At 46.2% G+C, this 24,531-nt stretch carries 19 protein-coding genes and 3 pseudogenes; 9 read left to right on the forward strand and 13 right to left on the reverse strand.

Going from position 1 to position 24,531, the window contains the following annotated elements; translation table 11 throughout:
- Window positions 1-58 precede the first annotated feature (58 nt).
- Window positions 59-286 carry a DNA-formamidopyrimidine glycosylase family protein gene (locus tag MIC7113_RS35240; protein ID WP_015211568.1) on the forward strand — a complete coding sequence of 76 codons (228 nt, stop codon included), beginning with the start codon at window positions 59-61 and terminating at the stop codon, window positions 284-286.
- On the opposite strand, the gene MIC7113_RS35710 is transcribed toward MIC7113_RS35240, so the two are convergent.
- On the reverse strand, window positions 242-517 hold the full coding sequence (locus MIC7113_RS35710; protein ID WP_015211569.1) for a hypothetical protein: 276 nt from the start codon (window positions 515-517) through the stop codon (window positions 242-244). The two genes, MIC7113_RS35240 and MIC7113_RS35710, sit on opposite strands and share 45 nt — an antisense overlap.
- A 428-nt stretch (window positions 518-945) precedes the next feature.
- Here MIC7113_RS35710 and MIC7113_RS39395 point away from each other — a divergent pair, with 428 nt between their 5' ends.
- The 3 genes and pseudogenes from MIC7113_RS39395 to MIC7113_RS39400 form a co-directional block, all read left to right on the forward strand.
- Window positions 946-1,059 carry a ribbon-helix-helix protein, CopG family gene (locus tag MIC7113_RS39395; RefSeq protein ID WP_071884151.1) on the forward strand — a complete coding sequence of 38 codons (114 nt, stop codon included), beginning with the start codon at window positions 946-948 and terminating at the stop codon, window positions 1,057-1,059.
- A 661-nt stretch (window positions 1,060-1,720) separates the two neighbouring features.
- Window positions 1,721-4,981, forward strand: a complete 3,261-nt coding sequence (locus MIC7113_RS32210) for a plasmid replication protein, CyRepA1 family (protein ID WP_015211570.1) — start codon at window positions 1,721-1,723, stop codon at window positions 4,979-4,981.
- Window positions 4,982-5,070: 89 nt separating this feature from the next.
- Window positions 5,071-5,388, forward strand: a pseudogene (locus MIC7113_RS39400) (pentapeptide repeat-containing protein); the annotation flags it as partial.
- Here the strand turns inward: MIC7113_RS39400 and MIC7113_RS39405 are convergent.
- Window positions 5,382-5,600: pseudogene (locus tag MIC7113_RS39405) on the reverse strand (pentapeptide repeat-containing protein); the annotation flags it as partial. The pseudogenes MIC7113_RS39400 and MIC7113_RS39405 overlap by 7 nt on opposite strands.
- On the opposite strand from MIC7113_RS39405, the pseudogene MIC7113_RS39410 reads away from it, so the two are divergent.
- Window positions 5,503-5,829 (forward strand): annotated as a pseudogene (locus MIC7113_RS39410) (pentapeptide repeat-containing protein); the annotation flags it as partial. The pseudogenes MIC7113_RS39405 and MIC7113_RS39410 overlap by 98 nt on opposite strands.
- Window positions 5,830-6,142: 313 nt before the next feature.
- Here MIC7113_RS39410 and MIC7113_RS32220 read toward each other — a convergent pair.
- Complete coding sequence (locus MIC7113_RS32220; RefSeq protein WP_015211573.1) at window positions 6,143-6,472, reverse strand: hypothetical protein; 330 nt, start codon at window positions 6,470-6,472, stop codon at window positions 6,143-6,145.
- A 74-nt stretch (window positions 6,473-6,546) separates the two neighbouring features.
- Window positions 6,547-6,759: a hypothetical protein gene (locus MIC7113_RS32225; protein ID WP_155898313.1), complete on the reverse strand. Its 213-nt coding sequence runs from the start codon at window positions 6,757-6,759 to the stop codon at window positions 6,547-6,549.
- Window positions 6,760-6,874: 115 nt separating this feature from the next.
- Between MIC7113_RS32225 and MIC7113_RS32230 the strand changes: the two genes are divergently transcribed.
- The gene (locus MIC7113_RS32230; protein WP_015211574.1) at window positions 6,875-8,407 is read left to right on the forward strand and encodes a toll/interleukin-1 receptor domain-containing protein; all 1,533 of its coding nucleotides are present in this window, start codon (window positions 6,875-6,877) and stop codon (window positions 8,405-8,407) included.
- Window positions 8,408-8,425: 18 nt separating this feature from the next.
- Window positions 8,426-9,007 (forward strand): Uma2 family endonuclease, encoded by a 582-nt coding sequence (locus MIC7113_RS32235; RefSeq protein ID WP_015211575.1) that lies wholly within the window; start codon window positions 8,426-8,428, stop codon window positions 9,005-9,007.
- A gap of 31 nt (window positions 9,008-9,038) precedes the next feature.
- On the opposite strand, the gene MIC7113_RS32240 is transcribed toward MIC7113_RS32235, so the two are convergent.
- The 9 genes from MIC7113_RS32240 to MIC7113_RS37100 all read right to left on the reverse strand — a co-directional run bounded on the left by MIC7113_RS32240 (window position 9,039) and on the right by MIC7113_RS37100 (window position 22,734).
- Entirely contained in the window at window positions 9,039-9,395 is a 357-nt protein-coding gene (locus tag MIC7113_RS32240) for a tetratricopeptide repeat protein (RefSeq protein WP_015211576.1), read from the reverse strand.
- Window positions 9,349-14,064 carry an nSTAND1 domain-containing NTPase gene (locus tag MIC7113_RS34115; RefSeq protein ID WP_015211577.1) on the reverse strand — a complete coding sequence of 1,572 codons (4,716 nt, stop codon included), beginning with the start codon at window positions 14,062-14,064 and terminating at the stop codon, window positions 9,349-9,351. The genes MIC7113_RS32240 and MIC7113_RS34115 overlap by 47 nt, the downstream gene beginning before the upstream one ends.
- Before the next feature lie 125 nt (window positions 14,065-14,189).
- Entirely contained in the window at window positions 14,190-16,322 is a 2,133-nt protein-coding gene (locus tag MIC7113_RS32250) for a caspase family protein (RefSeq protein WP_015211578.1), read from the reverse strand.
- Between the two features lie 728 nt (window positions 16,323-17,050).
- Complete coding sequence (locus tag MIC7113_RS32255) at window positions 17,051-17,614, reverse strand: hypothetical protein (RefSeq protein WP_015211579.1); 564 nt, start codon at window positions 17,612-17,614, stop codon at window positions 17,051-17,053.
- Window positions 17,615-17,749: 135 nt separating this feature from the next.
- Entirely contained in the window at window positions 17,750-18,682 is a 933-nt protein-coding gene (locus tag MIC7113_RS32260; RefSeq protein ID WP_015211580.1) for a hypothetical protein, read from the reverse strand.
- A gap of 33 nt (window positions 18,683-18,715) precedes the next feature.
- The gene (locus MIC7113_RS32265; protein WP_015211581.1) at window positions 18,716-20,212 is read right to left on the reverse strand and encodes a terminase gpP N-terminus-related DNA-binding protein; all 1,497 of its coding nucleotides are present in this window, start codon (window positions 20,210-20,212) and stop codon (window positions 18,716-18,718) included.
- A 47-nt stretch (window positions 20,213-20,259) separates the two neighbouring features.
- Window positions 20,260-21,717 (reverse strand): recombinase family protein, encoded by a 1,458-nt coding sequence (locus MIC7113_RS32270; protein ID WP_015211582.1) that lies wholly within the window; start codon window positions 21,715-21,717, stop codon window positions 20,260-20,262.
- A gap of 574 nt (window positions 21,718-22,291) precedes the next feature.
- Complete coding sequence (locus MIC7113_RS35250) at window positions 22,292-22,588, reverse strand: hypothetical protein (RefSeq protein ID WP_015211583.1); 297 nt, start codon at window positions 22,586-22,588, stop codon at window positions 22,292-22,294.
- Entirely contained in the window at window positions 22,585-22,734 is a 150-nt protein-coding gene (locus tag MIC7113_RS37100; RefSeq protein WP_015211584.1) for a hypothetical protein, read from the reverse strand. Before MIC7113_RS37100 ends, MIC7113_RS35250 begins: the two co-directional genes overlap by 4 nt.
- Before the next feature lie 248 nt (window positions 22,735-22,982).
- Between MIC7113_RS37100 and MIC7113_RS32275 the strand changes: the two genes are divergently transcribed.
- Both MIC7113_RS32275 and MIC7113_RS32280 read left to right on the forward strand, forming a co-directional pair.
- A complete protein-coding gene (locus tag MIC7113_RS32275; RefSeq protein ID WP_015211585.1) occupies window positions 22,983-23,246 on the forward strand; it encodes a CopG family ribbon-helix-helix protein in 264 nt (87 codons plus the stop codon).
- Window positions 23,247-23,756: 510 nt separating this feature from the next.
- On the forward strand, window positions 23,757-24,470 hold the full coding sequence (locus MIC7113_RS32280) for a pentapeptide repeat-containing protein (protein ID WP_015211586.1): 714 nt from the start codon (window positions 23,757-23,759) through the stop codon (window positions 24,468-24,470).
- Window positions 24,471-24,531: the final 61 nt, after the last annotated feature.

Below are 24,531 nucleotides of genomic sequence, written 5' to 3' on the forward strand. Positions count from 1 at the left end.
GGATGTGGACTCAGGAGCCTCTTCCTTAAAGTAAAAAAAGTAACACACGCTCACAGTCATGCCAGAAAGACCAGAAGTCAGACGGTTTGCCGATGCCTTAAATCAGGCAGTTGGGGGCAAACCCATCGTGTCACTCTTGGCACGGACAAAAACAGCAAAAGCTTGGGAAAAAGAGCATCCAAGTGTTTTACTCAACAGGCGTATCGAACGAGTGCGATCGCACGGCAAGCACCTAGTTGGCTTAATCGATAGTTTCCTTGACCCATTTGGCGGCTTTATCTCGTGAGCCGTTGGGGTCGGTTAAAATGCCCAAAATCCCCTCCTGAAGGGCGATTTCGGCACTTCCGGCAGTCCCAGAAAAACCCGTCTCCGAAGGCTGAAACCCTTGATTTTCCGTCAGTCCTGGGGGGGGTCTTGAGGCGTCTTTTCGTTTCCTCTCATCCGGATTGACGACAATGGTGCAATCGCACAACGCACCCTCAATTGATTGATACTGTGTATCGCGACCCTGACACACAAACGCTAGGCTCTTCTGAACTCCAGTACTGAGGTTTACTTCAATTAAGGTCAGGTGACTTTACCTTACCTTTCTCAGAAATCTATTAATTTTTTACAAATGGAGAGAATTAAATAGAACGCTTGTACCACAAGGCTTCGACGCTATCAAGACTTTTTCAACCGTATATTCCCTGTTTTTTTTGTGCTTTATACAATGCTATTCTAGTTAGATTTACCCAAATTATCCGCCCCGATCAAAGGCGATAACAAGACACTTTTCGCTTACAAAAGTGAACCACCAGAAAAACAGAAAATGGGTAGACACTCAGTTTCTGACTTGAGAACATCAACCGCTGAAAAGACCGGGGAAAGCGATCGCCACTGCGATTTCGAGCTATATAATGGGTGAGATGGGAGGAAAACAAGCCTATGGTTCTTTTTTCTCAGATGTTGCCCCAAGAAACAATCGATCAACTTCGACAACTATCAGCTAGGACAAACAAATCATGTGCATCAATTATCCGAGAAGCTCTAGCCAACCACCTCAAGCAGTTCTTCTAAAATTCAAAGCGATCGCGTTCTCCCTCGCCAAAGTTTGAACCGCGACCGCTTGATTTTTATCTCGTGAACTCATAGACCCTCAGATCAACAAACAGCGTGCAGCGAACACGCCATCCATCTGGGAATCTTAAGTTCTTTGCTAACCACCTAAAACGCCTCAACCCTTCTAAGGACAAGCGTTCTAGGTAATTTACAGCCCTATTAGGAAGGGACTTACCTATGACAATTCTGCCTCAAAATTGCACCAAAAAGCAAACCCCAAGTTTCCCAGCACTGACTCGCCTCATCGAGTAACCCCTCGATGAGGCGAGTAGCTGCGCCTAGCAGACAAAATTAGCCAAATAAGAAAATCGGTCAGTCTTCTGCGCGAGTTCCCCAGTTTTGCCCATAGCCTGAGCAACCCAAAGGTGAGTCCTGGTTTCCAGCCAAGAGAACCCGAACGGTCAACCAACCCAAAATAAACCATAAACTCAGGCTAGCACTCCCAAAAATATTTTTGGAGGCTGGGAGGCAAACAATAGCCTTACTGCTTTCAGCAGATCACAGAATTGGGGACTAAAAGCGGAAGACACCGGCTCTAACCCACAAATGCGATGTCTACCAATCAAAGTCTAAAAATTTTCCGGTTCCCAAATGGTCAGTTGGTGGGAGGTGAAGGCTGATGATTCTCCCCAACCACTACCAGGAATGGCTCGATAGCGCTGTTGACCCCGGAATCATTGAACTGAATGTGCGATCGCTCTCCGGTAATCAGCCCTACGAATATCTTGTATACTCCGATGACATCCCCCGGCGCAACGATGGACGCCTGACTGACCACTGGCTTAAGAAATATCGTCACACAGAGCAGGGTGGCTGGTGGTGTAGCGGCGTCGATATCTTGACCGGAGAAGATGACCTCTGGGGATGTTTCAAGCCTCGTCACCCGCGATGGTCAGATGACGGCACAAAGCAGTCAATTGAAAGACTGTGCAAATCTGCACTATCTTTCAGTCCGGGACGGTCAGACAACGGCAAGAAACTTATCAAGTATGAACATCCGCCTAAAACTGCTACAGGCATCTTTGCTCTAAAGGTTCCCCTCCACATTTGGCAGAGGATAGCGGAGCGCTACCGCGTCCCCATGCCCCTTGGACTAGAGCTATACACGACCACCGGAATGTATAACCTGTTCTGGGAATGGGTAATCGCTCACCCTAAGATTCCCGTTGTCGTTACCGAGGGAGCCAAGAAAGTAGGGGCGTTGCTGACGGCTGGCTACTGTGCGATCGCACTCCCCGGCGTTAATGGCGGCTACCGAGTGCCAAAGGATGAATTCGGAAACAAGATAGGCAGACCTTGCCTCATCCCCCAGTTACTCAAACTTGCAGCCATTGGTAGACCCCTCTACCTCGCTTTTGACCAGGACTCGAAACTGGAGACAATTCAGCGAGTTAGAGGCGCAATCGGGAAGACAGGCGTCTTACTTGCCCAACAAGGCTGTAAGGTAAAGGTTATCAGCTGGCGTCCCGAATTGGGTAAGGGCGTTGATGACCTAATCTTTGCTCACGGTTCCGAAGCGTTCGACGCGGCTTATGAGGCAGCTTCAGCGCTCGACAACTGGAGAGCCAAGGGTTATACACAGCTAAGTTATACACCCAACATCAGGGTGAATCGTCGCTACCTGGGAGCCATCCAGATTCCCACGGGTGCCAAGTTAATCGCGCTAAAGTCAGCCAAGGGAACCGGGAAAACTGAAGCGTTAGCTGAGGTTGTTCAAGAGGCTATCTACCGAGGGCAGCGGGTGTTAGTCATCACTCACCGCGTCCAACTCGGTGAGGCGTTGTGTCACCGTTTTGGAATTGATTATGTAACTGAGTTCAGGACTTCCGAGACGAAGGGCGTGTTTGGTTATGGGTTGTGTATTGATTCGCTCCATCCGAACTCGCAAGCCAAATTCAACCCTTCAGACTGGCAGGATGCCTTAGTCATTATTGACGAGTGCGAACAGGTTCTCTGGCACCTCCTGAACAGTAGCACTTGTGCTAGCGATCGCGTCCCCATCCTCAAGTCATTCAAGACCCTAATCCAGAATACGCTAAGCGGTAACGGATGGGTGATTGCCAGCGATGCCGATCTGTCGGATGTCAGTTTAAACTATCTGATTGCCCTCTCAGGGGTCACTGTGGAGCCGTTCGTTGTGGTCAATGACTGGAAACCAGGGGACGCTGAACGGTGGCGTATAACCTCTTATCAGGACACCACACCCGCTGGTCTGGTCAATGACCTTGTTAAGCACATTGCTGACGGTGGCAAGCCGTTTGTCTGTGTTTCGGCTCAAAAGCCTAAATCGAAGTGGGGAACTGTGACTCAAGAACGCTACCTCAAGAAACGCTTTCCAGAATTGCGGATACTGCGAATCGATTCAGAGAGTGTGGCAGACCCCGGTCATCCTGCCTACGGCGCGATCGCCAATCTAAACGATATCCTTGCCCTTTACGACATAGTAATTGCTTCCCCCTCAATCGAGACGGGCGTGAGCATTGACATCAGGGGACACTTTACCTCTGTTTGGGGCATTGCTCAAGGCGTCCAGGCTGAGAACTCGGTGAGGCAGTCTCTAGCCCGTATCCGTGAGAATGTCCCTCGCTACCTCTGGGCTGCTGCCTACGGAATCGGTAAAATCGGCAACGGTTCGACTAACATCAATGACCTCTTAGCCTGTGAACACCAAAAAACTAAAGCCAACATTCGACAACTGACGCTGGCAGGTTTTGACGAACTGAGTGAGGACGCCGATACTTTCCAGAACGAAAGCCTCACCTGCTTTGCCAAGATGGCTGTTAGGCACAATGCTTCAATGATTAACTATCGCAACTCGATTCTTGAGGCGTTGCGAGACGAGGGGCATCTGATTGTCTTCGCTGCTCTAACGGATGAGGAGGAATCGGACGCGATCGTAGAGGACATAAAGCTCACCAGAGACATCGGCTACCAGGAATACAGAGAAGCCGTTGCCGCGTCATCTGGCTGTGAATCTGAGGCAGAGTATAAGGAACTCCAAGATAAGCGCTCCAAGACGGAAGCGGAACGGCTAAAAGTTAATAAGCACTCGTTAGGACTGCGCTATGGTGTGGAGGTCACACCCGACTTGGTTGCGCGTGACGATGACGGCTGGTATCCACAACTGCGGCTCCATTACTTCCTCACCATTGGTAGAGATTATCTCGCGGCTCGTGACAAGGCAAACGCTAAGGCACAAGTTGAGAGGGGTGAGGGTGATGTGTTCAAGCCTGACTTTAACCGGAGTCAGTTAGGGTTAGGCGTCAAGTGCTTTGACGTTCTGGGGGTGACTGCCATACTCCAGAACCAGGACAGGGAACTCAAGAACACTGACCCGGATTTGATGGCCTTCGCCTCAAAAGCGAAGGCAAACTCTTGGCAGATTAAAGCAGTAACCGGGATAGGCATCAGCCAAAGCGACACCCCCATAGCAATTATTAAGCGCTTCGCTGACAAGGCTGGTCACTCGCTTGAGTACCTCCGTAAGGAGACAGTCGAGGTTAATGGCTCTAGACAGCGGGTGCGAGTTTACCGTATTACCACACCCCAAGATGGCAGAGATGAGGTGTTTGCCGTGTGGCTTGCCAGGGATGAAGCTAAGGCCGCTGAAACTGAAGCACAACCGACAACAGTGACCCCTGTCCACTCGCTTGAGCAGTCCCCCTGTCCACGCACGGTAATAATAAATGATCTATCGAATCGCGTGGACACCCCCCTCAATTCCCCGGAGCCAATTAGGGAAGTGCCAGCAACGTCGGTGGCAGATGTGGCGACCGTGGCGACCGTGGCGAACTGTCACACGGAGGAATCAGCGGCGGGGAACAACTGGCACAAAAGTCGGGGGCAAAAGCAGCACCCTCCGAGCCAAAGTGGGCTGTAGGTATGCGCTGTCTCTTGGATGCCTTCATCGGTCGCGTCATTGGCGCATTTAGTGCGCCACGGGTTCTCGGTTTATGCGCTGTCTCTTGGATGCCTTCATCGGTCGCGTCATTGGCGCATTTTAGTGCGCCACGGGTTCTCGGTTTATGCGCTTTGAACAAATCCTTCAAGCGCAGACCCAGTAACAGAGGAGGGAACCAGAATCTCTCGCGTCCCCCAGAATTGGGGAATTTAGGGGGCATTGTTGTCAGGGAAAGAACATTCCACCGTAATTTTGAGGTTGCTTTCGCCAGTGCCTTCAGTAATGTAAGGAATGCTCCCCTTGAAAACGCTAACTTGAGGGAAATCAACCTCAGTGAAGCCAACCTCAGTCGAGCCAACCTCAGTCGAGCCGACCTCAGTGAAGCCAACCTCAGTCGAGCCAACCTCAGTCGAGCCGACCTCAGTGACGCCAACCTCAGTCCAGCCAGCCTCAGTGACGCCAACCTCAGTCGAGCCAACCTCAGTCGAGCCTTTCTCAGTCGAGCCAACCTCAGTGACGCCAACCTCAGTCGAGCCAACCTCAGTGACGCCAACCTCAGTCGAGCCGACCTCAGTCGAGCCAACCTCAGTCGAGCCAACCTCAGTCGAGCCGACCTCAGTGGAGCCAACCTCGGTGGAGCCAACCTCAGTGGAGCCAACTTCAGGAATAGCGAAATTGATGACAAAGTCCAAAATTTAACTCCAAAACAGGTCAAATCTGCCTGCTATTGGCAGAAAGCGAAATTTGACCTAGATTTTGAAAAAGAACTCAAAAAAGAACCCGACCAACAGGTAGATTGTCATAAGTGGCAGTCTCCCACAAATTGAGGGTTGCGATGCCCTTGTACCAGCTTGCGCTGATTAGCCGGAGGCTACTGCTTTTGCGCTTAGAGCAGTTCTCGGCAAGCATAGAATACAGTAAGGGCACGGAAGCCTTAGCCCCTACCGAGAATGTGTATTCTACAAGGGTTGAAAACCGCTAGATCTAGAAGCGTGGGCTATTGCTAGAAGGACTTTCTATACACTGGAAATACTTTCAATACATTGACATTGACCCCCCTAACCCCCTCTTAGGTATGCCTAACCTAAAAATCTCCTGAATCTTTTGAGTTGACGTTCTAGAGCCTACCCAATTGGCTGTTTATTGACTAGGTTGAGCAAAATCTTTTTCAGACGCCGCTACTTTGCCCAGGTATGCCGATCGCAACTTCCCCCCAGACCAGTAACGCAGATAGCGGTATGGGCCATAAGACTTCCCCCGTTTCGTGTCGGGAATCGTCTTGAGTTCAATATGACCCTTGCTACCAGTGCTTGTGCTGGGACTGGTGACAGAGGGCTGTTGCTCGTCATCCGGCAGTGGGGATTTTGATTCAATCAGCGCGTCAATGATTGACCGGGCAACGAGTAGCTCATCCCAGCTAAGTGCGTCCAGTTGTTGTGCCTTAGCATCGAGGGGAGTGGTCTTGGGCATCGCTTCTTAGGGAATGGATACCCGCCATTATGCCCTAAGACATTCCCTAAGAAGTGGACAGGACACCTACGGGTTTACTTCTCCCATTTCCTCAGCACCGCCAGCGATGACGTGACCTCAAGCCCTTTCATCTCAATGAAGTCCAGCAGTTCCCCCGGTGTCCGAGCGTCTTCTTCTGTCTTGGCGTTGGGGTTGACGGCTTTGAGGTCGTAGTTTTTCGCCTCTATTTCATCGCGGGTGACTGTCCAAGAGCGATCGCTGTCCGCCCTCTGAGGTAGCAGTTTCAAAAACTCGTGTATCCTGACCTCCACGACCAAAAAGCTATCTCAAACGATGAAATCAGTCCTGCCGATTGATTTTGTTCCATTATGGCTAAAGAAGGCAAACTAAGGAGCAAACACTGTGTCAGACCAGTTATCGTCATTCAACCCAAAAGCTAATCTTTACATTTCTTATCCATCCCAAGACCAAGTTTTACTCGATGAGTTTCTCAAGCTTTTAACAGCGTTGCCGTGGGAGAATATTACCATTTCCTCTTATCATGAAGGACAAATTGCAGAACTCGCGCAAACAGAGGATATTGAATCACGGCTTAGTGCCGCTGATGTAGTGGTGATGATAGTGAGTTCTACCTATCTTGATTCGGTGAATAGGAGAAGATGGGAATTAGACGAAATAGCTGGAAAATCGATTGTTATTGCCATCAACGTCAGTCCAGTGAGCTTAAAAGCGTCTCGACTCAAAGGTTTTTGTTCTTCATGGGTTGATGATTCTCCTGTTACCTCTTGGTCAGGTCAGGTGGAGAAATTAAAAATTGCTGCCGGAGCTATTTATGAAGCCGCTGCTGCAATCGGCTCAGAATCAAACGTTTCAGATGACCAGTCCAATTCGGAAATAAATGACGATTTAGCCAGCGATGATTCCTATGCTACAAGAGGACTGGAGCTGCGTGTACAAAGGAGTTCAGTTCTGCCTGTTTCTCCCATTCCCTTCAATTCAACACATCAGGAACAACCAGACTCTGACAAGCCCGATGTGGCTCAATTTCAACAAAAACTGGAACAGGTTTACCGCATCCAAGAACCGCCTTCACCCTCTACTCTCACTAACAAAGACTTGGTGGATTGTAGCGTCTTTAGTCCTCCTGCGGTAGCTGGTGGCGATACGTTTTTGGTTCAAGTTTTTGTTCACCTCCCTGAGCAAGCTGAAATGGCCAAACAACAGGCTCAAGAGTTTGACTCGGAGGCTAAACAATTGGGGATAAGAAGTTTAGGACTTCCGATTGAACGAGGAACAGCACTGACTTTTTCTCTCTCGATTCCTAATCTTGAAGTTGATGAACCCAATCAACAGTTAGTTTGGAAGGGGAGAGCCGAATCAGTGCAATTTGGAGTAACGGTTCCTGCTGATTTGACTCAGAAGACAGTGATTGGAACGATTACTGTGAGCCAAAATAGTATTCCCCTTGGACATCTGAAATTCAAGCTATCGATTACTCCTGCTGCTGCCACTACTGCAAAAGAACCTCAACCTGTAGGAGACGCGGCACGAGTCTACAAAAAAGCCTTTGTTTCTTACTCCTCTAAAGACCGTAAGGAAGTCTTGAAACGAGTACAAGGACTGGCTGTTACGGGAATTGAGGTGTTTCAGGATATTTTGGATTTAGAACCAGGCGATCGCTGGGAGAGGGAACTCTATCGTAATATTGATGAGTGTGACCTGTTTCTGTTGTTTTGGTCTACAGCGGCTAAAGAGTCGAAGTGGGTACTGAAAGAGGCGTTATATGCTCTGGAACGGCAAGGGAAGGATGAACTCAATCCACCTGAGATTATTCCTGTGATTATTGAAGGGCCTCCTGCTGTTTCTCCTCCGGATGAACTGCAACATCTTCACTTTAATGACAAACTTCTTTATCTGATAGCACTGTCTAACTAAAGGGTAGGTACTTGTCTTATGTCTATGACCATTGCAGATTTAGAGCAACTACAAGCCGAGCATCCAGATTGGCAGATGGAGTTAATCGAGGGGAATATATTAGTTATGGGGCCGTCCGATTACGAGTCAGATGAGATTAGCACTCGCCTGAGTACCTTTTTGAATAACTGGGTGATGCCTCGTAGGTTAGGGCGGGTGACAGGCTCCAGTGCTGGTTTTATTTTGCCCACTACAGAAGGAAAAGACAGCAACAATGGTGAGGAGCAACCAAGAAATCTCCGCGCTCCAGATGTGTCTTTTGTCCGAGCGGATAAACTGAAGAAAACCAAGCGCGATTTTGTGGAATTGTTGCCAGACTTGACGGTTGAAGTGAAGTCCAAGACGGATCGAATTAAGCCGCTGGTGGAAAAGATTGAGCTATTTCTGAAACTCGGTACTCAGGTTGGTATTCTGATTGACCCTGATAAGTTTACGCTCACTGTCTATCGCCTGAACCAGCCCGCTGTTGTGCTAAAAGATGGAGACACTTTGACTATTCCAGAGTTACTACCTGGGTGGGAATTAGCCATATCAGAATTATGGCCTCCTGAGTTTGACTAATGAAGTGGGGATGGTTTATAGTTCCCTCCGGTTACCTCAACTGCCGTTGAGAAAGCGCTGCTGCTTTTCGTTGGTTTGCCTGAGCTGCTTGTTGATTTCCCAGACGAGTATAAGCTAGCGCTCGGTTATGGTAGGCATTGGCATTATAAGGATCTAATTCGATCGCCTTATCGTAATCTGCGATCGCCTGTTGATAGTTGCCCTGATAGTAGTAGGCTACGCCACGATTGATATAAGCGTTAGCATAAGTCGGATTAAGACTAATTGCCCTACTACTATCCGCGATCACTTTGGGGTAATTCTTCTGCTCGTTATAGGCCGCTGCTCGATTGCTGTAAGCTTTAACGAGGAATGTTGTCGCAGAGGTGGCGATCGCTATTCTTCTCATCAAGGGTGGCTAGATAGTCACGCGCTCGTTCACAACCCCGTTGCAGCAGTTCATCTAATCCTCCTAGCTGCCACAACTTAACTTTGCCATCCTCGCCAACAACAGCCAACTTGCTGCCATCGGCACTAAAACCTACATTTTTAATCTCGCCTTTATACCCTTGGAATTTCATCAACTGCCTACCCTGCAAATCCCACAATGTAACGGTACCGTTATGAAATGAAGTGGTGGCAAATAAACTGCCATCAGCATTAAAATTAATACTTTTTGAATTGTAAGTTTCTTTTCTTTTGGTGTTCAATGTAGTCGCTAGTCCTGAACTATCCAACCAAACAACCCGGCCTTCATTTGCGCTAGAAATTATTCTAAAGCTGCCATTTTTTTGAAAATTGATGTCATTGATGCTATCGATTATATTACCAAGTTTGATTGAAAATTCATCTGATTGTTGACCGCTTAATTTCCATACTTTTACTACTGTATCAGCTTGAGATTTTTCGGTAATTTGATCGCTCATGGTAGCAATTTTCTGACCATTCTGTGCCCAACTGATAATCTTCACTGCATTATTTGGATACGCTTGAAATTTATTTAACTCATTGCCATTTAAATCCCAAAATCGGACAAAACCGTCTTTTCCTCCAGTAACCAGTTGCTGACCATCGGGGCTAAAATTGATACTTTCAATTTTGACTTTTTCAATTTCTACTAGAGAGAATTGATGTTCAGTTTCGGGTTGTAGCTGTTCGACATCCCATAAGTGTACAACGCCATCATCTTCTTGAGTAACGAAGTGCTTACCGTCCGCGCTAAAGATCATATTTTCAACCGCACCTTGAGGCAAATTGAATTCACCTAATACAGAAAGATCTGATGAGGACAACGGATTGCTGCTATACAGACGAACAACATGACCTGTGGTAATTAGTAGCTTGCCATTTGAGCTAAAGCTCGATTGGTCGGCTTCATTCAAGTATGGATCTTCAATTGCTTTTTCCCAATTGTTATTCTCCAAATTCCATCTCCACCATTCACTGCTAACCGCATCGTGTCCACCTGTGATTATTAGTTGCTTGCCATCAAGGCTAAAATCAATCCTATCGATCTGATCAAATTCTGGTGATATATAGCTCACTTTCCCAGATGATAAGTTAAGTAATTCAACATGCGTTTGCGATTCATTCATCTGCTTCAATGTAGCCATCAATAAATGACCATCAGCGTTGAAACTTATACTAATATTATTCTCTGGCAATGGCTCTACCCTATTTTGTTCTAAATCCCACAAATAGCTAATGTTATCACTACCATCCTCTTTCTTAGCAGCTTTAATAGCCAACTGCTTGCCATCAGGGCTAAAACTGATATTCTTAAACGAGCCTTCAAGCTGTGCTAATTCATTGACAATCTGCTTACTTTCCAGATTCCATAAGCGAACAGTTCGATCTTTTCCAAAGATAGACAGCATTCTACCATCAGGGCTAAACTTGGCTCCCTCAACTAAATTTCCTGATAATGGGCTACACGTCTTAGTCTCTGAATCCCATACACAAGCCGTTTCGTCACCTTTTTTTATAGCTACAAACAGTTGATTATCCTGCCCCAAAAACACATCTAGTACCTTGCCTTTAGGTAACTGCCAATAGTTGCGTTCTTTGACAGAATAAACTGCATGTTGTAAAGTTTCTAGAACTTGATTTTGCAGCAGCTTATTTGGTTGTAATGGACCCCACAGTAGCCAGTGTTTTCTCGATTTACCGGCTTGCAAACTATTAATCAGAGCATTTAATGTCAATTGGTTTGTACGTAATCGGGTTTCTGAAGATTCTCTAGCAGTACTTATTTGACCTATTAATGAGTTTCTCAGTTCCCTTAAAGCCCAAATAGTTAACCCACTCGATAACAGAATTACGCCTATTGCAATCCCCCAACGCAAATTAGTATTTCTACGTCTTTGCCAAACGCTTCGTTGCACAAACTCAGTTTCTACTTGGTTAAACCAATAGTCATAAGATTTGAGTCTCTTTTTTAATACATCGAGGTAAGGATTTCCATTCCAAAGAAACTGTCCCTTTCTCTCTCGCCGATGTTCTTGGGCATTTTTCTGGCTTTGGTGGTTCAACCAGTCTTCAACGGAGTCCAGCTTCTTGTCCACCAAACTCAGAACAGGTTCAGTCTTTCCTAACAAACTTGATGACTGTTCTTTAGTTTTCCACTCAAGGGCGGCTGGCGTGAGTCGCCGTTGCAGGGGTAAATCTTCCTGCTCCTCCTGCTGCCATTTCTGTAATTTATCCCAGCTTCTAACTAAGAAATCATGAGCTGGCTCGACATAAGGTTCTCCCGTTTCCTGCCCACTGACAATCAAGCGAGCATGATTGAGCCGTTCTAGAACTAGCTCAACTCGTTGATTTTCTTCCTCATCCAGTTTGTTCGGGTCTTGCTTATCTGCATACACCAATTCCGACAGAGGCACCCGACGCCGTGCTGACTCCCCACCTTCAGTTGTCACCATCCGCAGCATCACCCGCTGCATCGTAGCTCTGTGAGCATCATTGGGTAAGCCGTCATATTCTTGATTCGCTCTCCGTGTCAGTGAACCTGCAACACCTCCCTCTTTGTCAAAGTCAGCATCAAGTATTAGGGCGCGATCGCTCGTTTCCTGAAGTCTCCACTTCTCGGCGAGTTTGAGGTAGAGTTCGCTAAGAGTGAAAGATAGTAAGGGTAAAGCTCCGGGCATCTGCCCAACTTCATCAATCAGCTTATCGACTAAATTAGATGGCTCGAAGTACAGTGCCATCTCTGTTGCTGGACGCTCAATCGCTTGCCGCAACTCATCCGAACGCATAGCGCGGACTGGGAAGCGTGCCTGTGTCCAATGGGACTTGAGCGCCTCAGAACTGAGGAAGCGCGGTTCAAAATCAGAACGCAAAGTCACGATAATGCACAATTGTGGCAGAGTAGCAGCCAGAGTTTCCTCTAACAGTTTTAAGAATTGCTGTGACTCATTCGGTTTACTATTCTGCTTATCTTCCTGAGTATTGCGACTGAGAGTGATTAACTCCTCAAACTGGTCAATCATTAGTAACAGCCTGACACCGACATGCTGTTGGCTCCATGCCGCTATAATCTCAATAAACTGTTTTGAGTCTGTCTGTAAGCGCTCACTGAGTGGATTGATGCAATCCAAAAACGCTTGCTTTAATCGCTCCCGCTCATCATCAGTTCGACATAAATTGTTCAATTCCTCGAACTGCTCAACGACTAGCAACAGCCTCTTGTCTGGAGTTCTAGAATTCCAGGTGTCAGCAATTTGATTAAATTTGTTTTCTTCTTGTTCTAAGCGTATTCTTTTATCGGTTCTTGCTTCAGCCCCATCGAACGTATCATAAATTTCTTGGTCTAATCGCTTGAGTTTCTCTTGCAGAATCTCACTGATAAAATCCAGATTTTCTAGCAGGTTGATGACAGGGACGCTAGTAATGGGGAGAATTGTTCTCGCTAATGCCGAGAAGGGAGATTCTCCAGGGCGCATCGGTTTTAAGATGCACCACTCTTGGGAATATTTTTGCCGTAAACAAGGAATCAACCCAGCTTTAACTAAGCTAGATTTACCAGAACCGGAAGTTCCTAAAACGACAGTTAATTGACTATAATTTTCGTCAACATGAGCAATCCGTCGATACAATTCTTCTATCAGTTCCTGTCTGCCAAAAAAGAATTGTGAATGCTCTTCCTCAAAAGCGCTTAACCCTCGATAGGGATTGTTGTTTTCATTTAATTTCGGTGCAGGTTTTAATTTTAGATCGGCACCAGGAACGAGAAAGATAAACTCGCCGCGATCATGCTTTGATAACGTCCATAGTCCCGGCGTTTGGCGTTCCTGAGAACTAAGTTCTACATGATCGCGCAGGTAGAGATAAAGTTCTGCTGCCGTAATCACCCCATCTCCTGGCGGCTGACCTTTTTTGCCAGCCGGAATCACATCTCCCTCACCCCGCAACGCTTTAAATAGCCCCTCGGCAAAGGGTGAGTGATTAGCACCGCCTCGGTTATCGCAGAGAACGTCCAGGGCTTCTTGGTTATGTGCCGCCGACGTAATCGCTTGCCATGCAGGAGATTTGATAAAGCGATCGTAATGTTCTTTATGAACGACTCGCGGAATCACTGTCGCTAATCGGGTACTTGACCAACGAAATGTTCCGGCAAAACAACAATCAAGAATTACCAGTAAGTGACGACAGGAAAGTGCGGTCAAACATTCATGTAACTTCTGCATCAGTAGCAGATTTTCAGACTTTTCTACATCCGCATCCTGAGGCACAAGACACCCTGCTGGCCCCTTATCGCTATCGCGTGCTATTCCATGTCCAGCAAAGTAGAAGAGTAAGCGGTCATCTTTTGTCGGCTTAATTTCTTTGGGCAGTCTTTCCTCAAGCAGGATTAATAAATTCTGGAGCGTTGGTTTAAACTCAGTTTCATCGGTGATGAGAACCACCTCATCATATTGATGCTCTTTCTCTAATATCTCTGCTAGCACCTCAGCATCACGTCTAGCTGTCTTGAGTTTTGGAATTCTGTTTTGGTATTCATTGATGCCAATGACTATTGCCAAACTACGCTTAAAGGTTGCTACTTTCTGTGCTTTGATTAGCGTGTTTGTTAATACCATAATTATGCACCCATTTTGTTGTATGAATACTCTTCGTAAGTCCCGTTAACTGAAAAGAGCGAAGCCTTGCAGAATCTAGGCTCTTAGTTTTGCCACAGATTTCCTACTAAAGGCTTCATCGCTGATTAAGTCGCTATCACTTTAATGCTTACTTGTTTTACCGTCCATCCTCGGCTTGGGTCAGCAATTACTTCTGCTTTTTTAGTTGTAGAAGGTTGGTCATCAGCACCCACAGCAGCTAAGAGTTCTTCTAGTGGGTTTCTGGGGGCTTTGAGTCCTCTTGTGCCACTGGGGGGAATGGGTTGGTCGAGGGATGGTAATGTCAGCCAGCGAAAGTCAGCTTGCCCAACGGTAGCAAACACTTTAAAGATTTCTGTCCCTTCTTGATATCCTTCGGGAAGACTCATTTTTAGTGCTATCGGGTCTTTATCTTCATGACCGGGATCGATGGGAACAAAAGATGCTCCGTCCGTTAATATGTCAACTTGAGAAATTGACCAATCGTAACTTAAATCTAGTACAACAACATTGAGAACTTGGGAAGATTCATTGCGGATACGCAAGAAGATGGTTTCTCCAGCTTGTACAGTGGGATTACTAGGGTCATCAAAAGGCTGAGGTGATGGTCGTCTTCCTGGTCGATAGTTGGCTTGCTTGCCTATTAACTCAACCACAAGCTTTTTTGTTAGAGGTGTACCAAAATTGTCCAGCTCTTCTGTAGCTTTATACTTCGTGAGATGTACCAGACGTTTCACTACTTGGGTAGCTGTATCACTCTCACCAACCTTTAGCGGTGGTCGTAAATTAGGAAAAGGCTTTCCTGTAGGTTCACAAATTTCGTATTCACCTTGTTTGTTGATAGAGACTTGATAGTCGGCGACTGTATCGTCAGCCACTACTTTCACCCAACCATTTCCCGCCAAAGCATCGGCAACCACTTGTAAGGCAGCTTTCTGATTTATCTCCTTTGGTGGTAAATCTTCTAGTTTGGTATTCTCTGGCGTACATTCAACCAAACGCACCCCCCGGATAAGCTCCACGGGGGCTGAAAGCATTACTGCACAACCCCCTTGTTCGATTTCTCCGGTACCCCGTGTCTTAATAATTTCCGCCCAAGCGTCTGTTGCGCCGATTTCTGTAACTTCAGCTAGGGCTAATTGCTTGTCTTCTTGGGTAAAATCCCTTACTCCAGATGAATAGATGGCAAATAGTGAGCCTTCCTCTATACTTTGAGCTAAACCCGCATTGAATTTAACTCGAACCGGATTTTGGGCTGCATCGACCTGCATCACGGTGACAGCATAATGAAGAGATGCTTCATTGCTGCCGAAAACTAAACGATTCCCCTCGCCTAGCAGCATGGGTGTTTGTTGTTGAAACTGGCTGTGAACCTTGGCGTTGATGCGTTGATAGAGTTCCTTATAAGTCAGCTCTGGACTGCGGTTGGAGAGAGAATCCAAGAGCCAGTAAGTCAACGCTCCGTTACGTTCTTTACCATTAAAGGCATACTCATAGGCATATTCACTAGGACGACAAGCAGCCAATAAAACGTAGCCTTTTGCTTCAGGCAGCATACCAGCTAAGGCAGTTGCACTACGAGTTTCTTCTGTGAGGTTCTGCCAGCTTTTCACCAATTCCTCAACCGATGCAACTAAGCTTTCTGTTGGTCGCGGCGTTGTATCGACAGTATTTGCATCTGCACCTCGAATATCAGAATCTCCTGCTCGTGTTGCGCCTCCCGAATGACAACTATCTAACACAACCGTGACAACTAATCCCTTATCCACCATCCTTTGTAGGAGTGCTGCTAACTCAATGTCACGGAGATAGCGAGATGTTGGCAAGCCAATATCAGTGGGAACGAGCGCCTCATCAATTCCCTTCACTCCCTTAAGTTGCGGGTAATTTGTCACAGCACGTCCCCCGTGACCAGAGTAGTGAATATACACCTGATCTTGAGGTTGAGCCTTCTCGGTAATTTCTTTAAACTTCCCTACGATATTCTCGTAGGTGGGCAACTGCTCTGGTGGCTCAGATGGCTCAGAAGACCCGTCAACATTAGAAGCTGTGAGCTTGTAAATCTGTTCTGACAATAGATTGAACTGGCGCTTTAGGAAAGCCTCCACATGGGTAATATCACGCACGCATCCCTTAAGGCTTTTATAAGAAGCACCATCAGGTAATTCATTAGGGAGATAGCAATCGATACCTATCAGTAGGGCGTATAAATTAGAAGTTGAATTCGTTGGCTCGGTCATCTTCTTTCCTCAAGCTAAGTTAACCGTTCTACTTCAACTTTTTGGATGTATCACAAAAAATTAAGACTTATGTATCAACAAACTGAACGATAGATTTTTTATAAATTAAGGAATTATTAGTATTTAACTATTGTTTGATACAGGATTTTGGTATTCAACAATACTTTTTTCTTTCCCCTACATAGTTGCTTTAAAAAACTTTTCTAAGAATAACACCTTGATAGTTGAAATTATGTTCAATTTGTGTTCGACTTATGTATAAGTTATTTACAAATTGCAATCATTAAGAGCTAGAATATCGAATAGAGGAGATTGTTTTCCCCCTGTTGATGAGAAGACTAAACGCTGACAAGCGGCTGTAATCAATTAAGCTATTGTACATAAATATATTCCTTTCGGGGGATGCATGAGTACCGCTAAATTCTCTGTTCCCAGTTTTTCTTCTTCCCCCCGCTGACATAGAAAGTTTGTCAGCCAATTGTGTGAGAAACTGACACAATTGAACAAAGAGATTTGGATAGAATTGAGCCAATGCAACCTAAAGGGTTGCAGATTAAAGATAAAAGAAGACTTTAACGATAAAGTTACGGCTCACTTCGATGATGAGTTAAACTCAGCCACCCCGTCACTGAAGCAGCATAGTTTAACGATTCGCGTGTTTTCTGTAACTATCAAGCGCTCATGCGTTAATGGAGCGGCTGGAGAAAGAGCTAGCGCAGCAGTGTCGCTCATTTTTGACTAGGCGATCGCACAGACCAACAAACCTGTCGTCCTGTCTTGACAGGACACTTAGTAAAAGTAAAGCCCCAACGGAAAATTTCACCCTCCTTGACCAAGCTCTCCGGTGTGATGCCGATTAACTCAGCTAGATCGGAGGTGGAAAGAAGCCATCCCTGCTCTGAACAGCGCTCTAAAAGCTCAAATCGTTCCCGCAAGACCGTGATAGTTTTGCCGATATCAAAGACTTCATCCAGCCCCTGATAGGACAGTTCAGCGGACTGTCTTGTCAGTTGTCCGGTGAGTTGTCCTGTCTGTCGAGTTGCTGAGAGCGCGGGCGTTTTGGGTTGTACTTCCCGAATGAAATCATCAATGTTGCGTGACGTGTCTTCATTGAGAAAATTATTTAGCTCATCCAGCAGTTCCAGTTGGGAATCCAAGATGAATGCTTTGTTACCCTGCTTGGTGGGAACGATACCGAGCTTGTCCATCTGAGTGTAGATAGCGCTCCTGGCTTTACCATAGCGATCGGGTAAATGGGCAACTGGGAAATCCACAATTTCAGCTTTAGCCATTTGAGGAAGCCTCACAGGACACGTCCTGTATGTACTGTACTCTGATAGTGCTTGATTTGATAGAGAAAGATTTATGGCAACCCATCATTGCTTCAGCTCACAGAGGGCGTCCATAATCAGGCGATCGCTTTCTGGTTATACACCCTCTTGTATAACCTCATAGTAAGCCTTTGCCGACTCATCCCACTGCCAAGCCTTGACCTCTGGGTCTTTCCCTTGGCTGTACTCTGGAAACCTTGGGTGATTCCGCCATAATGTTGTTGTTGCCTTCCCCAAGCGCTCTGCCATTTCCTTCTGAGCGAGGGTGAGGGTGCCTACCCGCTGCCACTGCGGCTTAGGTGCTGATGCCTCAGTTCTGTATTCTGCTAGTTGTGCTTGTAACTGAGTCTTCTCAGTTTGGAGGGAAGTGATAACTTTATCCTTAACCTCTAATTTCTCAACCAACTCGTTCACTTCAGCTTGCCATTGTTCGCGGTAGGCATCCACTAGCGCTTTGCTCTCACGGGCGTCTTTTCCTAACTCCTGATTGGCTTTGAATAACCCAGTAGCTTCCTGGCTCAACTTGTTTCGCTCAACCTTGACAGCTTTCAGTTGACTCTGGAGTTGCGCGATCGCCTCATCCTTGGACTTTAATTCTGCCCTTAACTTCTCCAGTTCATCAGAGTTAGCGTCTTGGCGTTGAGTTATACGTTTCTCTTCCTTAGCGGGTTTGTATAACCCTTGACCAAGGGAGGGCTTAGACCGCGTTGCCTTAAACCTCTCCCAGTGGTCAACATCCGGCGTGCTAATCTCCTCAACAATCGACTCTAACGCCTCTTTGGTGAGGTCTGACGTAGAACCAAGCCCCAAGACCCTCACCTCTCCCTTCACTTTCTTGTGAGCGCTCCAGGTGCCTGACCCGGATTTTGTCTCGCGCTTCCTGGCTAAGAATCGGGTAAAGGCGTCTTTCTCGTAACTAAACGACTTGGTTGCTGGGTCATCGAGCCAAGCAAACCACTCAGGGGAGCCGACTTCAATCGGGGTGTCTCCTAGCAGGATGTTGCCTTGAATTATTGGGGTGTCAGTCACGGGTTATACAAGCTGGGGTTATACATAGTTTACTCAGGATGTATAACCCTTGTTAGGGTTAGCAAGTCCAAAACGACGAGCCACTGAAGGCCATCCGCCATTAGTGGCAATGGCACTAATCAATTCAGCGCGTTGAATTTGGACGAGCTGCTCACGAGTGGGCATAACACCAGGAGTACCCAGTTGAACAGCTACAGCAACCAGCTCACTTTTAAGATTGTCAGGATTTTTCCAGTAACCACGCGGTTTCCTGCCATAGGGTAACTTGAACCCCAATCGCCTCGCCACGGCTAACACTCCACCATGTAGCCCGATAGCAGCAGCAAGCGGCTTTTCCCCAGCTTGTTCCAGTTGCTGTCGGGAAGGCATAACGCCAGGAGTACCCTGTTGCTCGATGAAAGCTTTAAGTTCACCCTCGACATTGGCAAAGTCGTGCCAATAACCGAACCGCTGACCCGTGTAAGTCAACCCCAACCGAGAAGCTACCGACCGATAGCCACCGTGGTACTTAGAAATTGCCATCGCCAGGTCATAGCGCCCTAACTGTCTGAGTTGGGCCGCTTTTGGCATAACACCAATTTGACCGAGTTGGGCATTGAGCGTTAAGATATCCGACTTGAGACGCTCAAAATCTGTCCAGTAGCCTGCGGGCTTTCGTTGAGAAGACAAACAAGCCGCTTCACCCAACGTACTCAATTGAGTTCCCACACACACTTGTGGCAACTCTTTTTCCCTTTTCCAACACTCTTTTCTCACCCACGACCGAATGGTAGCCTGAAGGATTCCAGTGAGTTCCTCAATTTCTCGAGGGGACTTTCCTTGCTGATAGAGTGTCCGACACTTCTGTCTTTCCCTTGTGGAATACCGTTTTTGACCCCGGCTGATACCCGCTTTCCAAATCCATGCTCTAATCGTTTTGTCGGCAATTCCGGTAAGCTGATGAATTTCAGTTGAAGACTTGCCCTGTGAATAGAGAGCCAAACAATATTGTTGGGTTTCTTGAGAGTACTTACACTTTCTCGATATCCCTGCGGTAGCCGCCCAATCTGTCACTACATCAGCAGGCACACAAGTCTCATTCTCAATCTCCGAAGGCGTGCAGCGGTCGGCATACATTTGCAAGCACTTCTGCTTGAGTTGTTCAGGATATTGAGTCCCCGTTAAGAGCAGTCCGGCTTCTCGCAGCCAGCCTCTCAAAATCCGGCGACTTTTAACTTCCACCAAACGTTGAATCTCCTCAATGGAGTAACCGGCCCGATACAACTCCCAGCATTGTTCCTTGACTTCATCCTTCTCTGGGTTAACCGACACCGCTGGTGGAATCAGAGCAAACACTTTTTCCGGTGTAGCATGAAGCTTTTTCTGAATCAGTCGTCCTAAATTCTTGTAGTACGGGCAAGTCCAACACTCAACCCGTTCGCCCGGTGCAGGGCAATGACAACCTTGTTTCCAAGCTCGTTGAACTTCGGCTTCAGCCTTTTCAAATCTTGAAGCCGCCTCATGGAATCGCTCTAAAGTTAACTTGGGCATAAATAAAAACCTCAATCAATTGTAGATAGACTTAAACAAAACTTCCCTCAAACCTTCAACAGAACGCTAGTCACCTCACCCTTCCCAATCACAACCCTTGCTAAAAGCAGGTCGTAAAAGATTTCCCTCTCCGTCTGGGTCAAGGTGTACCAAAAATTAATTTTTTTAGCCATCGGATGACGGAGTATCTGTTGGGCGATATCCTGAGTCGGAGTTGGCTCGGCTTCAATGGCTTTAAGGAGTTTTTCCTTAGCCTCTTTCAGCGCTGGATTAAAATCTGAGCCAGCAATCTGGTCAAGTTCAAAGTACTGTCTCTCCAGCTCAACTAACCTCTCGGATTTCGTGGTATTAGAAGGACTTTCACTCACTTGTTTGGAACGGAGAACAAGTTGGGCGATAATCGCCTGCTCAATTTTAAAAAGCCTGACATTTGGGCGATTGTCACAAACGGTTGCGGAATGCGGACAGCCATAATAAGCGTAGTCACGATTTTGTTTCAAATTACATTTAGCCCGACATTTCTCACAAAAGATATGCCCCGTTAAATAAAACTTGGCATCCACTTGACCAAATCTTTTGGTATTGGAGGCAAAGATAGCTTTTATTTCTTGCGCTTCTTCCTCATTAATCAGTCGCTGTTCTGGATGAGTGTCGCGGCGAATATCCCAATCATCGGGAGATTTCAAACTCCCATTACTCTTCAATTTATGATAGGCTGTATGTCCTTGAAAGACGGGATTTTGGAGCCAATACTTTAGCCCCCATATCGAAATGGGAAAGTTTTTAAACTCGGGTAAGTTGTCCTCCGAATTCTTTTGTAATCCATACACCTCATGAAGGTGTTTCAAGACTTTAGTTGGCTTCCTGACTAGCAAAAAATATTCAAACACTTCCCTAGCTATCTTGGCTCGACTAATGCGGACGAGTTTCGGAGAATCATCAGGTTCGTGAGAAAGCTCGGCAGCATTGTCGGGTTTATGGATTAGGAAGCAATAAGGAAGTGGTGTATGGTCGAGTTCATATTTTTCATTAACAATTAGGTAACTCCAGGGAGGCTGCATCCAAGCGGCATTTCGACTTCTACGGTAATCAAGACCTCGATTAACCCGTTCTTGTAGCATTCGGCTTTCATGAACCGAGAATAGGACTTGCAGGTCAGAGTGCAATTCTCCTGATGCTGTGTTGAAATCAACCTCACCTTGATCAAGTAATATCAGTTTAACTCCAGAAATTTTGAAAATTTTCTTGACTTCTAAATACAAGTATGCATTTCGTGCCAGCCTGTCCCAGCGAATCGCTCTAAGTTCTGAAATTTCCTGCCTTATCACTAGCTCTAAGACTTTTTTAAATTGGTCTCTATCTTGTTCACGACCTGATTCAATATCAAAATAAACTTTCTGAACTCCAGTATTGATTAATCGAGATATTTGCTGTTCTAAAGCATGGGTGTTGGCTTGTTCTTCCGTTGAGACACGAGCATAACCAATAATAGGTTTCAGTTTCATCCTTATATTCTCTCCGTAATCGATTAATTAGTTAACTAATTGTATGTCAAACATTGATTGAACTAAATGTTCGACAAAGGCTAACAAAGTTTGACGTTTAGCTCCTCAAGAAAATTCAGTGGAACAAAAAGGTTATTGAGAAATCTCTTTCTTCAAGACAGTTGGCTAACCTGGAAATAAGTTGAGTGAGTTAAATCAATTTATTTCCATGAGAAAATAGCGTCTGTACGAGATACAAACGTTAATTTATTCCCAAAAATTTAGCCCCACACGCTTACACATGCAGGGCCGCCTTTTCGGTAGGTCAATTATATTCAGTTTATTCCACTGGATACTAGGCTATTGATTTGGAAACAAAATGTCAACCTATAGCGAGCACTTTTCGTTGGTTGTCTCAGCTCGATATCTGTTTAAGCACGACCGACCCACGAAGTAAAGCTTAGGACAACAAATTCTTTAAAGCCACCTTTAGATTCAGTACTTTAAACTTTTTCCTCATGTCCTAACCTATGCTTCGCTTGCTATATGAATTTGTCGTTGCTCCGTTGCCGTGGTCTTTCAGGGTAGGGTTTTACTACCTATCAGGACAGAGCCGATTCAAGAGCGTCTCTGGAATGTCCTCGTAGAACTCTAGAAAAACATCAGCTAGTGCCAGATACCATTTGTGGTAATGTCTGGGGGGTTGAAAGTTGCGCCCTCGCCCAAACCACCGACTGACTGTAGCGATGTCACATCTGCATAACTGTGCCATAGTAGCGTAAGTTACTCCCCATTTTGAGTAAAATTCCCAAGGTGTCATTTCCATGCGGCAGTTGGTAAAAAGCTCAATCAGGCGCAATTCTCGCTGGCCAAGGGGACGGGGATTCCTCATCCTTCCTCCTCCTTGGTGTGTGGTTCCAAGTCTTCTTCCGATGGTAGCTCAAAGCTATTTCCCGGAATTTCTCCTAATCGGTGGGTGGTATGTCGTGTACAGTAAGTCCTGAAGTTGCTACCGCGATCGCGCTTGTCTAATTTCATAAAATCAAAGTAGCTCCTAATTCGTTACGGGTTAGAGCCAATGACTAGCGCTCGGTGTCCAAGCTTCGCGCTGGTCATTTGACTTTCTTCAATCTGTTAACGCGCTTAACACGTTAACAAGCATTTTCATCATATTAGCAAGGTTTGAGTTATCTGTAAACACGTATAACCTGTTTACAGTTGAAGACAAGTGCTTTTACTGTCCTGTCGTGTAGATAATGAGAGGTGGTGTTTAACGAGTTAACAAGATGAGTGGCAATCAATCTAAGCCAACAGTAGGGCTGCGAATTGACCAAGAAGACTTGGACCGTATTGATGAGATTGCCAAAATGTCTGGTCGTACCCGTAGTGATGTAATGCTTGAGGCGATTCTAAATTACTGGGATATTCGCAGATACGAAGTGGTCAAAGCCGATATCAACCAGTTACGGATTGAGCTAGAGACCCGACTGGCAGGCATCGAAAAAAAGTTGAGACTCAGCAGTTGGCAATATCGACCTACGCAGATGTAGTCATCCCAGCTCTGAGGTTGTTAGTCGGATTGTATCGAGAGCAACTTGGTCAAGGCTTACATAGAACCATACCTACTGGCTCTGATGAACAAAGGCTGAAGGCTAAAGTTGAGGAACTAGAGCAGCTCAGTAGCCAGCTTGAAGAGATAGAGTCAAATAGTGAAAACGACTGACCCAACCTCACATTCTGTTCAAAAGCAGGCGAATATTACGTCTTCTCTAGTTTCAAGGTTTGGTGAAAGGGGATATATAGACCGAAGTTCCTCACAATGTTGAGAATTTTAGGTTAGTGGATTTGGCCTGGAATTATTAGGAAGTTCCAGTGCTGATACAAGCATATCGGCACTTTCTTTTAAGGTCGAGCGCATAGTCTGCAAGTACCCCACTTGTCGAGAAATCCCTACTCACCAAGTAGAGACCCCATACGGATATAGAGGTTGGCATTAGTCACAATTTGCATAGCCTGCTCCGAGAAGGCTGGCTATTTCTTGCCTCACTCATACATCCAAGATGAAAAACCCCCTACAAAAAAGATTTTCCAAAGCCCTAAACCAATTGACGGGTATGAAGTTATTGTCAGGGCGCAGAGCAGACGTTTTGTTGTTTGACTCCTCTGCTGCTGCTTCTGACATTGCATTTATGCTTGGTGGTCAATGGGATGGTTGCAATGGTATTGTCATGCCTTCATCTGACAAGGTAGCTGTTAACACGGCAGCTAACTTAGTAGGAGCTTCATGGTGTCATCAGGGAGATTCAATGGCTCTGTTAGCTAGATTGAGTACGGATGAACTTTTGAGGCGATACGCAGCAGGTGAAAGGAATTTTGCTAACGCTAATTTGAGGTGTGCTGTTCTTGTTGAGCAGAATTTGTGTCAATGCAACTTCAGTTACGTGAAGCTGAATTTTGCTAACCTGAGCGGGATAAATCTTAGTGGAGTGGACTTAACGTCGGCAGACTTGAGCGATGCTTGTTTGAATGGAGCCAATCTGAGTCAGGCTTCCCTATATAGGACTCTCCTGACTAGGGCAAATCTTAGTCAAGCTAACCTAAGAGGAACGAATCTTTTCAAGGCTTCTTTGAATGATGCAAACCTCACTCAGGCAGATTTGACAGGAGCGAATTTGAGCTTTGCCGATCTAAGAGGAGCTATTCTTGATGAAGCTACCTTGAGTGGAGCCAACTTAACCGGGGCAAAGCTGACACAAGGACAGTTACCCTCCTGACTTGCTCTCGTTGAGAAGTTCGGATTCTTCTGTGATAGTTGCCAGTACCCAAGCACAAGTT

It is taken from the genome of Allocoleopsis franciscana PCC 7113, assembly GCF_000317515.1.
Lineage (GTDB): Bacteria > Cyanobacteriota > Cyanobacteriia > Cyanobacteriales > Coleofasciculaceae > Allocoleopsis > Allocoleopsis franciscana.

Bases quoted from the DNA above. Each gene is read 5' to 3' on its own strand.
- MIC7113_RS35240 (WP_015211568.1), top strand. From the start codon at position 59: ATGCCAGAAAGACCAGAAGTCAGACGGTTTGCCGATGCCTTAAATCAG.
- MIC7113_RS39395 (WP_071884151.1), top strand. From the start codon at position 946: ATGTTGCCCCAAGAAACAATCGATCAACTTCGACAACTATCAGCTAGG.
- MIC7113_RS32210 (WP_015211570.1), top strand. From the start codon at position 1,721: ATGATTCTCCCCAACCACTACCAGGAATGGCTCGATAGCGCTGTTGAC.
- MIC7113_RS32220 (WP_015211573.1), bottom strand. From the start codon at position 6,472: ATGCCCAAGACCACTCCCCTCGATGCTAAGGCACAACAACTGGACGCA.
- MIC7113_RS32235 (WP_015211575.1), top strand. From the start codon at position 8,426: ATGTCTATGACCATTGCAGATTTAGAGCAACTACAAGCCGAGCATCCA.
- MIC7113_RS32240 (WP_015211576.1), bottom strand. From the start codon at position 9,395: ATGAGAAGAATAGCGATCGCCACCTCTGCGACAACATTCCTCGTTAAA.
- MIC7113_RS34115 (WP_015211577.1), bottom strand. From the start codon at position 14,064: ATGGTATTAACAAACACGCTAATCAAAGCACAGAAAGTAGCAACCTTT.
- MIC7113_RS32250 (WP_015211578.1), bottom strand. From the start codon at position 16,322: ATGACCGAGCCAACGAATTCAACTTCTAATTTATACGCCCTACTGATA.
- MIC7113_RS32255 (WP_015211579.1), bottom strand. From the start codon at position 17,614: ATGGCTAAAGCTGAAATTGTGGATTTCCCAGTTGCCCATTTACCCGAT.
- MIC7113_RS32265 (WP_015211581.1), bottom strand. From the start codon at position 20,212: ATGCCCAAGTTAACTTTAGAGCGATTCCATGAGGCGGCTTCAAGATTT.
- MIC7113_RS32270 (WP_015211582.1), bottom strand. From the start codon at position 21,717: ATGAAACTGAAACCTATTATTGGTTATGCTCGTGTCTCAACGGAAGAA.
- MIC7113_RS35250 (WP_015211583.1), bottom strand. From the start codon at position 22,588: ATGAGGAATCCCCGTCCCCTTGGCCAGCGAGAATTGCGCCTGATTGAG.
- MIC7113_RS37100 (WP_015211584.1), bottom strand. From the start codon at position 22,734: ATGAAATTAGACAAGCGCGATCGCGGTAGCAACTTCAGGACTTACTGT.
- MIC7113_RS32275 (WP_015211585.1), top strand. From the start codon at position 22,983: ATGAGTGGCAATCAATCTAAGCCAACAGTAGGGCTGCGAATTGACCAA.
- MIC7113_RS32280 (WP_015211586.1), top strand. From the start codon at position 23,757: ATGAAAAACCCCCTACAAAAAAGATTTTCCAAAGCCCTAAACCAATTG.